The sequence below is a fragment of the Bacillus cereus group sp. BfR-BA-01441 genome (genome assembly GCF_022663075.1).
Classification (GTDB): domain Bacteria; phylum Bacillota; class Bacilli; order Bacillales; family Bacillaceae_G; genus Bacillus_A; species Bacillus_A cereus.
Genome location: NZ_JAKUEU010000002.1, coordinates 59,144 through 72,076 on the forward strand (window position 1 = coordinate 59,144; position 12,933 = coordinate 72,076).

Below are 12,933 nucleotides of genomic sequence, written 5' to 3' on the forward strand. Positions count from 1 at the left end.
TTTCTTTCATTTCTAAAATTCTTTTCTAAAATATCGATTCCCTAAAAATCTTACCAATATACAAATAGTGCCAATTACAACTGCTATCCCTATACTGTATAAAAGTACTCTACCATATCCACCTATTCTCGGATCTAAAAATGGATAAGGATACCAATTCACGATTGGACCACGAATTAAGCTATATACAACGTAAAAAAACGGGAATAAGAGCCAACTTGAAGCTTGTTTCCAAGTGATTTTCTTATTTGGTGGATTTAATATCCAATCTAAAAGCATAGCAATTGGCATGATATAATGTAACACCGTATTTACCCATGGTATTGCCGTTTGAAGTGATTCTTCTAACCCTCTTAATAATAAAAAATAAATGAGTCCAGTCGTAAGTATGTATACCGTTGCTGCACCACGAAGTATACCAAACTGTTCTGATCGACCAAATGTAGCTGTTCCGATACTACTTAAAAGGAGAATACATGCAACTAAAATGTTACTTTCGATCGTAAAGAAACTAAAAAAGTTAACTGGATTGAACGGTTTCACTTGTGCCCGTATTATAAATTGCGTAATGATTGCACTAAATGCTAGAAGACTTAAACATAGTCTAAATAAAGATAAAATTTTTTCATCTTTCATACATTCCCTCCTTTTCTTATATATAATTAGAATTTCCCTGTACATGCTCAATAAATAAATTTAACGGAACGAGCCCACGTTTTGGCATATGACTACTTATAATAGATACTACTTCTAATTGAGGAATGATAACGATGTATTGTCCGCCGTATCCCATAGCGAAATATATACAATACGGTATGCGAAATCTTTCGTTATGTAATACCCACCAGTGATATCCATATGCGCCGACATGTTCATATGTTTCAAATTGCGCCCTACTTGATTCTTCTAACCATTTCGCTGATACAATTTCTTTTTCACTCCAATATCCATTTTGCAAACATAATTTTCCTAATTTTAATAAATCGGTAGATTTCATTTTCATACCGAAGCCACCTACATATATACCCTGCGGATCTTGTTGCCACTCGTATTCGTTAATTTTTAATGGGTCAAATAAATATTTCTTTGCAAACCGCTCTGTCGACATTCCAGTAGCTTTTTGAATAATATAGCTCAGTAAATGAGAAGAACCTGAATTATAATTCATTTTTGTAGCAGGTTCTTCAATTATTGGCTTTTCTAATATGTACTGTACCCAGTTCTCTGATTCTACAAAGTCATTTGGGAATACTACTCCATTCCCAAACTCTTTCCAGTCCTCACCAGTAGTCATTGTTAATAAGTGATATAGCGTTAAATCATGTTTTTCTCCAGGTACATTTTCAATCCACTCTGTAATTGATGTATGTATATCATTTATGTAGCCCTTATCAATTGCAATACCAATTAATAAAGATATGATACTTTTTGTAATCGAATTTATTTTATATAAGTTATTTGCACATTCGGGTGTTTTATAATACTCAGTTGTTAATTCCCCTTTTTGATAAACAAGAAATGTATTCACTTTTTTCTTTTCGAATTTATTTTCTAGTTGCTTGAAATCCAAAAACTTTACCTCCATTTAAATAGTTACTCCATTTATTATATCTTGTTCCTTCATTTTAAACATAATTGTGCTCAAATAAAAATAAACCTGTCAGCCATAATGAACTGACAGGTTTATTTTTATAATTTGGTACGAACATTCCAAAGCTCTGGGAAGAATTGTTGATCAAGTACTCGCTTTAAATAAGAAACACCGGAGGATCCACCTGTACCCATTTTATGTCCAATAATTCTTTCTACTGTTTTCATATGACGGAAACGCCATTGTTGTAGCCAGTCTTCAATATCAATCAATTTTTCAGCAAGCTGATATAAATTCCAATATTTTTTCACATCCGCATACACTTCCAACCATGCTGCTTCTACTGTTGCATCTTCTTCATAAGGCTGCGTAATATCACGGTTTAACACATCTTTATGAATAGGGAATCCTTCTTTTACTAATGCTTGAATCGCGACATCATATAGACTTGGTGCATGTAGCGCTTTATGAAGTCGTGCATGTAATTCTGGATCCTTTTCATAAATTTTTAATGCGTGTGGCGTTTTATAGCCAAGTGCATACTCAATCATACGATATTGATACGATTGAAAACCTGAAGCTTGACCGAGTGAATCACGAAACTCAATATATTCTGATGGTGTTAATGTCGCAAGAATATCCCAAGATTGAATAATTTGAGACTGAACTTTTGATACACGTGCTAACATTTTAAAAGCTGGTTGTAATTTATCTTGTTTAATAGATTCAATCGCCGCATTTAGCTCATGTAAAATGAGCTTCATCCAAAGCTCACTCGCTTGGTGAATAACGATAAATAACATTTCATCATGATGGTCCGATAATCTTTTTTGAGAAGATAGTAAACTATCTAATTGTAAATACTCCCCATACGTCATATTCTCTTTAAAATCCGTATGAATCCCTTTTTCCATAATTACTTTTTCATTTTCTTTCATATTAGCCAAACGCCCCTTTTATATGATTCTACTTATATTGGTCTAATAACGGCTCGAACTGGACTTCCATCTGCATCAGTTAATGCAAGTGGTAATGCAATAAGTTCATAATCACCGTCTGCTACATGATCTAGTACGACATTTTCTAAAATATGAATTCCATGTTTAAATAATTGATGATGCGCTGCTAATTCTTTATCATCTAGCGGATCAACTGATGGTACATCTACTCCGATTAAACGAATACCTTTCTCTGAAAGAAACGACGCTATGTCCGCACGTAAATGAGGGATCACCTCTGGAAATTCTTCAGCTTTTCCATGTGAAGATGTACGTAATAATAATCGTTCTACACCTTCTAAATGAAAGCTTTCTAATTCCTTTTTCCCGATGCTTTCAAGATTAGAAACGTCAATAATCTGTGCTGGGCCAACATAAACTTGAACATCTAAATCCAATACTTTCTTTCCATCATTATCAAAATGAAATGGTGCATCAATATGAGTGCCTGTATGAATACTCATCGTTAACTTTCCGACATTTACTGAGCCACTTTCTTCTTTTGACCATGAAACTTCATACGAGAACGGTGTGTCTCCTGGCCACGTTGCAATATTATTATTTAGCGGTTGTGAAATATCAATCCACTCTGATGTTTTCATATTTATGCCACAACCTCTCGCTTATTTTCAAACTGCTTATACTCTTCATTTTTCATAATTTTCTTTAATATTTGTACAGATTTCCACACTTCTTCGTATGTGTTATATAAAGCGACCGGCGCAAGTCTCACCCCATTTGGCGCTCTAAAATCTGGAATTACTCCATTTGCTTTTAGTGCTTTACATATACGTGCTGCTTCTGCATGCTCTAAATAAATGTGCCCGCCTCGTTTTTCATCCTCTAATGGATTTCCAATTGTAAATTCGAAATCTTTTAATTCATGTCCAATTAAATTCAGCATGTATCTCGTAATATGTAAAGATTTCTCACGTAAACGCTCAATACCTGCATCTTTGAAAATTTCAAGTGAACCAATTAATGGTGCTGTACTTAAAACGTGCGGTGTACCAATTTGATAAGCACCTGCATGATCAGCAGCTGTTAATGTATGCTCCATATCAAACTGCTTATCTTTTCTAGAACTAAACCATCCAGACAACCCTGGTAGTCTATTAAAATGTTTATTATTCACATAAATTCCTGCAACGCCACCCGGTCCTGCATTTAAATATTTATAATTGCACCAAACAGCAAAATCGACATCCCAATCTTTGAAATGATGCGGAATAGATCCTATTGAATGGCATAAATCAAATCCAATGTGAATGCCGCGTTTATGAGCTTCCGTTGTTAAACGTTTCATATCAAGAATTTGACCACTTCTATATAAAACAGAAGGTAATAAAATTAAAGCGATATCATCTTCCATCGTATGGATAATATCTTCTTCAGAAAGTGTTCTACCATCTCGGCTTTTCACTCTTACTAAATGCTCCTCTGGATCTAATCCTTTTAAACGAATTTGACTTTGAAGTGCATAAATATCTGATGGGAAAGTTAATTCATCCGCAAGTATTTTTGTACGTATTCCTTTTGGTTCGTAAAACGTCGCAATAACTTGGTGTATATTTGTAGTTGTAGAACCGGTTACAATAGTTTCTTCCGGTAAAGCACCAATAAGAGGGGCTGTAAGTTTACCTAATTTCTCTGAAAGGAAAAACCACGGGTGCTCACCTTCTGTCCAGCCGTCAATGCCATACTCTTTCCACGAATCTAGCAACGTAAGTAATGATTTCTCTGCTCTTTTTGAAAGTAGCCCTAATGAGTTTCCATCTAAATATATAGTACCTTCTTTTTTATAGAATTCAGTTTGAAAATCTTTCAGTTCATCATGTTTATCACATTCAAGCGCATACTCATAAGTTGGTTGAAATGGTTCTTTATACATGGTGTCACCTTCTCTTAATTTTCTTTTTATTCTAACTAATTGAAATATATCACCTTAATTGATACAACGTCAATGATATTATGTCAGTTGACTTTATATATGAACTTCTTTTACAATACAGTTATATTTTCAGATATTTCAGTATAAAGAGGTGATTCTTTGAAAAACTCTACTCTTTCATCAAGAAAACACCGCTCCTTAGAAACGAAGAAGAAACTATTACACTCTGGTTACACTATTTTTATAAATAATGGATTTCAAAAAACGACAATTACACAAATTATTAAACATGCAGAAACTGGTTATGGAACAGCATATGTATACTTCAAAAACAAAGATGATCTCCTAATTAGTTTAATGGAAGATGTTATGAATCAATTTTATAATATTGCTGAGCGCTCTTTTTCTCCACAAACAAAAGAGGAAGCACGTATAATGATCCAAAATCAAGTTAGAGCATTCCTGCAATTAGCAGATGCAGAACGCGCTATTTTGCAAGTTGTAGAGGAAGCGATAGGATTATCAAGAGAAATACGGCAAAAATGGGATGAGATTCGGGAACGTTTTATAACAAGTATTAAACAGGATATTACTTACTCTCAAGAAAGTGGATTAGCACAACCTAATTTAAATAAAGAGATTGTAGCACGCGGTTGGTTCGCGATGAATGAATCGTTTCTTTGGACTATTACGCAAAATGATAAAAAGATTAACTTAGAGGAAATTGTGTATACGCTAACGGAGATGTATACGACCGGGTTATATAAATAACACACCTTCAATAAGTAAGGTGTGTTATTTTACATCTATAAAAATATATTATCTGGGTATGGTAGCGCTAAAGTAGGCTTTTCAGAAAACGAGAAATATTGTAGTTTTAAAGATTCACCATCTATCGATTTCAGTTTTCCACTAGTAATTTCACATTCAAACACAACAACAATATATTCTACTTGATCGCCATTCGGATATATATGACGGAACCTTTCCCCTCCAAATACCCCTTTTTGTTTTTTTACTTGCACTTTCAAACCCGTTTCTTCCCACACTTCACGAACTACCGCTTCTTCTGGAGTTTCTCCAGGCTCAATTGCTCCAGCTGGCAAACTCCAGTATTCCCCGCCAGGATATTGAAACAAAATATCTCCCTGCCCATTCTTTATAACAGCAGCTACACTCGGTATTAGAATTAGTTCATGGCCTAATTGCTCACGGATTTTTTTATAAAATAGCGACATCGACATATAATTCTCTCCCACTCCAATAATAAACAACTGTATTTTCTGACACCTATTGTATAATAATACCAATAGCAATTTCTATATAGAAAGGATAAGAAAATTACTCCCCTTTATATCTGCTACACTAGATAATTTATACAATTCTAAACCTCGCGTTTTCCATTCTTGTGAATCTTGTTTAATTATCTTTTTAAAATATTTTAGTAGTGGCCATAAAGCATACTCCTTATGATCTACATAACTAACAACATCCCATTTTAACTTTTCATTAATTTCACTCATAAGTTCGGGTATTACTACTTCACCATATTTTTTAAAACATTCATGAGTTTCTTCGTAATTTTAAAATAAAGTTTGATTAAAAATATCGTGTTAACCCGTATTCTATGGTAAATAAAAAGAATCCATTTTGAAAAAGATTGATCAAAATGGATTCTTATCCAGCAGGTTTATGTTTTGGTTTTATAAAAAAGTTTGATCATTTTCTATCAATGAAAACAATTCATTGACTATTTTTATTATGAAAAGGTCGGAGCAGGAAATTCATCAATTTTGATACGAAGTAAACTATAAGGTTTCTGTCGTAAGTCTTTTCCATAATGAAATCTAGGCTGTCGATGTAATTGGTTCACAATGACATACAAATATTGATCCGGACCAATTGAAAAAGTATCCGGCCACAAAATTCTCGGATCATGTGCGATAGTTTCCATTATGCCATTTGGCAATATCTTACGGATACTGTTGTTTTCATAATCTCCAGCATAAACAGTTCCCTTTGCATCAGTGATCATTCCATCAGACGCACCTTTTTCTCCCCAATACTCCACATGATAAGGTAAATTCATGTCCGGTATCGTTCTGTTTCTCAGGGCTTCTGTTGAGATCGAGAACAAATGCCGACTGGTTAGTGGAGCAAAAAATAATATCTTTCCATCGGGAGAAATCGCAAGACTATCAGACGCCAACCTAAATGGAGAAGTTGAACCGTCTTTGTTTCGATTCATTAAAATTTGACCTTCTACTTTCGGTAAAAAATAGGGATCGGGTGAAGTTGAATTTGCTCCATTTAACCGTCTAAACGCGTTTCCATTTGATAAATCTACGACGATAATAGCTCCTGGTCCTCTCGAAGAAGAATCCGTTATATAGGCATAACCTGCTTTTCCAACACGAAAATCAAAACGGACATCATTCAGATAAGTTGTAGGCAGGACAACATCTTCTGTAAAGGTATATACTTTTCTTATTGTATTGGTTTCTAAATCAACAGCGACTAATTTTGCTCCCCCTTTAATAGGTTCAGAAAAATTGGGTGCCGCTGTATCTAATATCCAAAGCGTTCCCCTTCCATCAGCAACTACACTTTGGACACTGATGAAAGTCATTGGGATATTCTCGGGGTTAGCCAAATTGGTTTGTAAATTAGGATAAGGCTGCAATTTATCCTCAAAAATTTCCGCCACCGTAAATTTAACATCGTCTCCCCATTTCGGAAAGCAAATGAAAATACGACCGGTTTCTGAAACAGTAACACCTGTAGGCATAGCCCCATAAAATGCATAAACTAGTTCTAAATTACCGAAATATTTTTCACTAGGTAACATAGGTTTCATAATATCCTCCTCAAGCATTCAAACGGGATATCTCCTATATATGATTTATATTTTTTCTAGTGCATGTTTCTTAATAAGTTTTTCTATACGAAAAGATGATTGAATTGATTGTTTTCGAAATTTAATAAGTCTGTCAGAAGAAAGGAAGCATTTTAATTTAAAGGTCTCCAGATGAAGTAGAATTCAATTAGCAGGTAGCGAAGTTCAATATTCCCGAATCAACGTTAAGCTGGTATAAAAAATGGGGAAATTTCCCCATTTAAATTTGTGAAAAAATGTACTTAAGCTAAACTGCCCGTTAGTTTAAGTGTAACACTTCACAAACAATATTTTGAGTATTCTTATTATTCCTGTTTCCTCAACAACCTGGCCCTTTAATTGAACAATAAAATAAAGGTGAGTACATATTAGTCATGTATAATATGCGCTCACCTTTATTTTTTTAGGATTTTTAGCTTTTAGGTCTTGATAATAATTTTTAGTGGTTTTATTAACAATTTATATTTAGTAAATGTGCTTTTCATGAATTTGATATAAGTCAAAAGAATTTCCTGCCCAATATAACTACGTATGTTAGCCCACTTCTTCTTTATCCAGTCTACTGACAATTCCAACTATAAATTTATATTCAACCCTCCTCTTCTTATCTTTCTTAAACCCCTCTTTCGTATCAAAAATAAAACAAGTTTTCCGAAACCAAATACGTATGTATAAAGACTCAAAATAAATAGGTTTTATAATTCCTCGTTCTTCAAATTCAGTTCCATCTTTATTTTCAGTTTCCGTTCGAACGAACCACCTATTCCCGATTCCAATTTCAATGTACTTCACACACTAACCCCCATTAGGAAATTTCCCTTCTAACAATTCTATTATTTCCCCGGTAAGCGCACATTCCGACAGAACATGAGCCCACAAAGAAAAAGTAGATTGCAAAAATCTACTTTATAACTTATATTTTTGCATTCGTTTATAAAATGTACTACGGGGTACATCTAATAGTTTTGCAGCTAATGAAACATTTCCGTTTGTCTTTTGTAATGCTTCAATCATGCTATCACGCTGTATTTTTTCGCGAAAATTCAATGTATGTTCGGTTTTATTTTCAACTTGTAACTCAAGTTGTTGTTGATTTCCCATCATTGTTTGTATCAAAAAAGCGACTTGTTTTTCGCATATTTCCCGTCCTTGCGACAAAATGTAAATGCGTTCTAATGCATTTACTAGTTCTCGAATATTTCCGGGCCATGTATGTTGTAAAAATTGATTACAAATACTTTTAGGAAATACAACATTCCAATTCTTCCGTTCGCAAAAGTGTTGTATAAAATATGGGATATCCTCTTTTCTTTCTATTAACGATGGAACATATAGTGGATAAACATGTAAACGATAATATAAATCTTGACGGAATTTCCCTTCTTCTACTAACCTTAGTAAATCTTTATGTGTGGCAGTAATAATACGAATATTTACTGGTACCTCTTTTGAACTTCCTATTGGAGTTATTGTGCGTTCTTGTAAAACACGCAATAAGGCTACTTGCATCTCTGGTGGTACTTCGCCAATTTCATCTAAAAACAGTGTTCCTCCATTCGCTTGTTCAAATTTCCCTTTATATCCTTGACGTCGCGCACCTGTAAACGCACCTTCAGCATAACCGAACAATTCACTTTCCATTAATTCTTTAGGCAAAGAACCGCAGTTAACAGCTATAAAGGGTCCGTCTTTTCTTGGACTATTTTCATGAATCGCTCTCGCGACATATTCCTTTCCTACTCCTGTCTCACCACATACATACACACTAGCATCAGTCGGTGAAACAAGCTTAATTTCTTCTAGTGTGTGTTGAAATGCTTTACTTGTCCCGGTAACTCCTGGAAAAGTAATTCCTTTTATAAATGTGAAAGCAGAATATGTATTCATTTGTTTGTTTTCCTTTAAATACATACATTTCCCGATCATTCTTTCATTACTATATACCGGTATCTCTAATTTAGTTTCCAATCCATGGTGCACTAAATCTTCAAGTTTCATTCTTGACCAATTAGTTACTCGTTCCCGAACGCTCTTACTCGCAGAAACGATAACATCACGATGATTACAAATAACTACTTGTTCATCACTATCAATGACATCTAAAAAACGATGGATTAAGTGTAATTCATTTTGATGAACTCTTATGCTACATTCACGTTCAATCGCATGTGCAATTGAAGTTACCATACCGAGCATATATGGATGTGAAAATTCAATTGGACAGGAGAAATCTAGAATACCAATTAATTTCCCGTCATCGTTATGAATGGGAGCAGCCGCACAACTCCAGCTATGAGATGCCACGGAGTAATGTTCAGTACCACTTATCATAATAGCTTCTTCAATTTCTAGCGCTGTTCCTATTGCGTTTGTCCCCACAGCTGCTTCCGTCCATTTTACACCTTCAATAAAATTAATATGTTTCGCTCGCTTTAACGTTTGTTTATTTCCACTTAAGGATAGGACATAACCATCTGGATCGATTAATAATGCCATCATTTGTAGTTCATCAATGGTTTTTCTCATATTTTGTATTTGGGGTAATGCTATATCAAGGAAAATTTCACTCTTTTTCTTTTGTTCTCGAAAAATATGAGAAGACAAAACTTTCTGACCTTTATTCATATGAGGATTAACATTAGCCTGTTTACATCGATGCCACGATTCTGAAATTCTTTGATTTATGCGATTTGAATCAAGAACACCTTCATTAACAAACTTTTTCCATGTATGTAAGTAAAACGGTGAAGCTAACATTGTATCATCTCCCTTTTAATTGTTTTGGAGATTTATAAAACATACTTTTATTATAAAACTGAATAAAAGCGTTTTCAATACAACTAGCAATACGACACAAATATGTTAATAATTTGAATATCCTAATGCACTTCTTTATTCTTTTTTAGTAGCACTATATTTTGTATAATGGACGCAAAGAAAATACATAACCAAAACCACTTTTGTGGATTACCATTTATAAAGAAAACAATCACGGCTATTGCAAATAAAATAGCGGATGCTAAACTAAAATATAATTTTGTTTTAATTTCTATTATCCCTCACCCCTCTGTTACTTTACAGTACATACTAACTCTTCATTTTTCATCTCTACTATGTACTCCTGTAAAACATATTCTTTCCCGCCATGGTTTTCATACCATTCATGTATTCTTTTAATATGCCTCTCGTCACTTCTAATTTTCGATTCTATTTCATTATACTGTTCATAACTATCATATTCCCATATGGCAAATACTTCATACGTACCATTCTTATTATCTTTCATCCAGCGTCCTATTAGCCTAGAACCATGCTTTAATTGATTAGGTAAGTTCGTATTATTGAAATGATCATTAAATACTTCTATAAATTCATTTTTCACTACATAGTACTTCCTTCTGTAAAACATACTTCTTCACCTCTTTCATGAAAAGTATTAGTAAATCTTCCCATCACTACCGTATTATAATACTTTCCATCCGATAGTCTTTTGTCATTTTTCAAAATGCCTTCTACTTCAAAACCTAATTTTTTATAAAGATGAATAGCTTTCTCGTTTGTCTCTAATACTTGTAAAGATATTTTATTTACTGCATTTTCGTCAGCCCATTTAATAGATTGTTGTAATAGGCTCTTCCCCATTCTATATCCCCAAAACTCTTTTAAAATGCAAACGCCAAACTCCACTTTATGAGATAATCTCTTAAAATTTGATCCTTCACATCTTGAAAATCCAACGATTCGATTGTGCACTTCTGCAACTAAAAAGAGATTCTTCGTCTCTTCACTATCTGTTTTTATTATTTTTTGAAACCCTAGGTCATCTATAAATCCCTCTCCAGCATCTCTATCCATATTTTCAGTTTCTCCATCAATCTGAACTCTAGTTTTCGATAACTGCTCAGCATCTTTCTCAGCTGCAGAACGAATTGTATAAGTTAATCCATTTATATGAAACTCTTGTTCTTTTACAATCATGTCAAACTCCTTTCAAATGAATATAATGGCGCTATTACAACTTGTTTACCTTGTTTCTCAAATTCCTGAACAGTTTCTTTACTAGCCTCTTCATCAGTTATAATAAGGTCAATTTCTTTTAGAGACTCTCCTCTTATAAAACAATCTATTCCAAGTTTATTATGCGGAGCTAAACAAATATTTCTTCTAGCAATTTTATTTACTCTTTTACTAAAATAAGCAACTTCAGGTGTTGCAGTACTAATACCTTGTAATGAAATGCCTCCACCTGTAGAGAAATAAAGATCAATAGAAAATCTACTTATCAATTCAGAAGCAAGTGTATCAGTAATATTTCCTGAAGGTTTTACTTTTCCGCCAATTAAATACGTATCAATATTCTTATATTCTCGTAGATAACCAGCTATTTCTATAGAATTCGTAATAACCGTAAATGATACTTCCGGTAAATATTTCAGCATCGCATTATGAACGGGAGCCCCGCCAATAAAAATTGAATCACCTTCTTGTATATAAGATACCGCAACTCTTGCAATTGTGTCCTCATATATTGAGCTATCACTATAACGTTTAGTTGGTTCCGCAGCTAAGTTTCTCACTCGCGTAAGTTCAATTGCACCTCCGTGCGTTCTTTTTAATAAACCATCCTTTTCCATAATAGACAAATCTCTTCTTATAGAATCAATAGACATATCAAATCTTTCCGCAAGATCCTTTGCTATTACTCTTCCATCTGTATTAAGTCGTTCTAAAATTTTCTCTCGACGTTCTTCAGTAAACATGTTATCACCACCGTTATTGAAGGTTCAGAAACTTAAACTTTATTTTAATTATATGCATGCCTCTTCCGTTTTACAATATTTTCAATTCTTATTTATTCCGTTTTATACAGTCTTCTCCCTCTTTCTATCCTGTTAACTTGACAACCAAATAAATGTATATCTGTATATTACGCAAAAACACTTCCATTTACCTTCCTATTGATGTAAAATTATTCCTATGTTTTACTTTTTAATACAGAAAGGGATTACTATGAAATCATTAATCAAAACGACATGTACAGCATTATTATTTACTGGAATATTAACAGGATGTAATAGCAATACTACATCAAAACAAGAAAAGAGCGCTCTCGAAAAGAATGCAATGCACTATGGAGAAATAGTTAAAAACGAATACTATAGAGCGACAGTTGAGAATGCAAAGTTTGAAAAAATAGACAAAGAGCGGCGCCTTACTACTCGTGTTATGATTAATAATGTTCGAGACGATGGACAAACTATTGATCTTTCGGAAATAAAATATTTCATACAAGATGAAAAAACTGGTGAGAAATATGAAGGTGAAGCTCATCCGATAGATGACGAGCACTATAAAAATGTTCCACACGAGTTCTCTTTAACTACTGACGTTGTATTTGAACTGAAAACTTCACCAAAAGATTTAAATAATATGTATTTATACATAGATAGCAAAGCAGCGCCGTTAACAGATACATATTGGAAGCTTGATAATTTAGTATCTAAATAGAAAGACCAGTCTTACATGACTGGTCTTTTACATTCATACATTTAACTTT

At 33.7% G+C, this 12,933-nt stretch carries 14 protein-coding genes; 2 read left to right on the forward strand and 12 right to left on the reverse strand.

Annotated elements, in window-relative coordinates:
- Window positions 1-12: 12 nt before the first annotated feature.
- The 5 genes from MR107_RS01375 to kynU all read right to left on the reverse strand — a co-directional run bounded on the left by MR107_RS01375 (window position 13) and on the right by kynU (window position 4,480).
- Window positions 13-636, reverse strand: coding sequence for a Pr6Pr family membrane protein (locus MR107_RS01375; protein WP_000650955.1), 624 nt, complete (start codon window positions 634-636; stop codon window positions 13-15).
- Window positions 637-652: 16 nt separating this feature from the next.
- Window positions 653-1,570, reverse strand: a complete 918-nt coding sequence (locus MR107_RS01380; protein WP_242292012.1) for a serine hydrolase domain-containing protein — start codon at window positions 1,568-1,570, stop codon at window positions 653-655.
- 119 nt (window positions 1,571-1,689) lie between these two features.
- Window positions 1,690-2,529, reverse strand: a complete 840-nt coding sequence (gene kynA, locus MR107_RS01385; protein ID WP_078187600.1) for a tryptophan 2,3-dioxygenase — start codon at window positions 2,527-2,529, stop codon at window positions 1,690-1,692.
- A 32-nt stretch (window positions 2,530-2,561) separates the two neighbouring features.
- Window positions 2,562-3,191 (reverse strand): arylformamidase, encoded by a 630-nt coding sequence (gene kynB, locus MR107_RS01390; protein WP_242292013.1) that lies wholly within the window; start codon window positions 3,189-3,191, stop codon window positions 2,562-2,564.
- A 2-nt stretch (window positions 3,192-3,193) separates the two neighbouring features.
- On the reverse strand, window positions 3,194-4,480 hold the full coding sequence (gene kynU, locus MR107_RS01395; protein ID WP_000276299.1) for a kynureninase: 1,287 nt from the start codon (window positions 4,478-4,480) through the stop codon (window positions 3,194-3,196).
- Window positions 4,481-4,639: 159 nt separating this feature from the next.
- Here kynU and MR107_RS01400 point away from each other — a divergent pair, with 159 nt between their 5' ends.
- Window positions 4,640-5,251, forward strand: a complete 612-nt coding sequence (locus tag MR107_RS01400; RefSeq protein WP_000798536.1) for a TetR/AcrR family transcriptional regulator — start codon at window positions 4,640-4,642, stop codon at window positions 5,249-5,251.
- Between the two features lie 35 nt (window positions 5,252-5,286).
- On the opposite strand, the gene MR107_RS01405 is transcribed toward MR107_RS01400, so the two are convergent.
- The 7 genes from MR107_RS01405 to MR107_RS01435 all read right to left on the reverse strand — a co-directional run bounded on the left by MR107_RS01405 (window position 5,287) and on the right by MR107_RS01435 (window position 12,136).
- Window positions 5,287-5,724, reverse strand: a complete 438-nt coding sequence (locus tag MR107_RS01405; protein WP_242292014.1) for an NUDIX hydrolase — start codon at window positions 5,722-5,724, stop codon at window positions 5,287-5,289.
- 515 nt (window positions 5,725-6,239) lie between these two features.
- Window positions 6,240-7,337 (reverse strand): L-dopachrome tautomerase-related protein, encoded by a 1,098-nt coding sequence (locus MR107_RS01410; RefSeq protein WP_000803865.1) that lies wholly within the window; start codon window positions 7,335-7,337, stop codon window positions 6,240-6,242.
- 573 nt (window positions 7,338-7,910) lie between these two features.
- Window positions 7,911-8,168 carry a DUF3977 family protein gene (locus MR107_RS01415; protein WP_000873841.1) on the reverse strand — a complete coding sequence of 86 codons (258 nt, stop codon included), beginning with the start codon at window positions 8,166-8,168 and terminating at the stop codon, window positions 7,911-7,913.
- A 114-nt stretch (window positions 8,169-8,282) separates the two neighbouring features.
- Window positions 8,283-10,133 (reverse strand): sigma-54-dependent Fis family transcriptional regulator, encoded by a 1,851-nt coding sequence (locus MR107_RS01420; protein WP_242292015.1) that lies wholly within the window; start codon window positions 10,131-10,133, stop codon window positions 8,283-8,285.
- Between the two features lie 313 nt (window positions 10,134-10,446).
- Window positions 10,447-10,785, reverse strand: coding sequence for an NIPSNAP family protein (locus MR107_RS01425; RefSeq protein ID WP_025687589.1), 339 nt, complete (start codon window positions 10,783-10,785; stop codon window positions 10,447-10,449).
- Window positions 10,758-11,354, reverse strand: a complete 597-nt coding sequence (locus MR107_RS01430) for a GNAT family N-acetyltransferase (protein ID WP_071740726.1) — start codon at window positions 11,352-11,354, stop codon at window positions 10,758-10,760. Before MR107_RS01430 ends, MR107_RS01425 begins: the two co-directional genes overlap by 28 nt.
- Window positions 11,351-12,136, reverse strand: coding sequence for a DeoR/GlpR family DNA-binding transcription regulator (locus MR107_RS01435; protein ID WP_071740727.1), 786 nt, complete (start codon window positions 12,134-12,136; stop codon window positions 11,351-11,353). Before MR107_RS01435 ends, MR107_RS01430 begins: the two co-directional genes overlap by 4 nt.
- A 250-nt stretch (window positions 12,137-12,386) precedes the next feature.
- Here MR107_RS01435 and MR107_RS01440 point away from each other — a divergent pair, with 250 nt between their 5' ends.
- The gene (locus MR107_RS01440) at window positions 12,387-12,884 is read left to right on the forward strand and encodes a hypothetical protein (RefSeq protein ID WP_000838466.1); all 498 of its coding nucleotides are present in this window, start codon (window positions 12,387-12,389) and stop codon (window positions 12,882-12,884) included.
- Window positions 12,885-12,933: the final 49 nt, after the last annotated feature.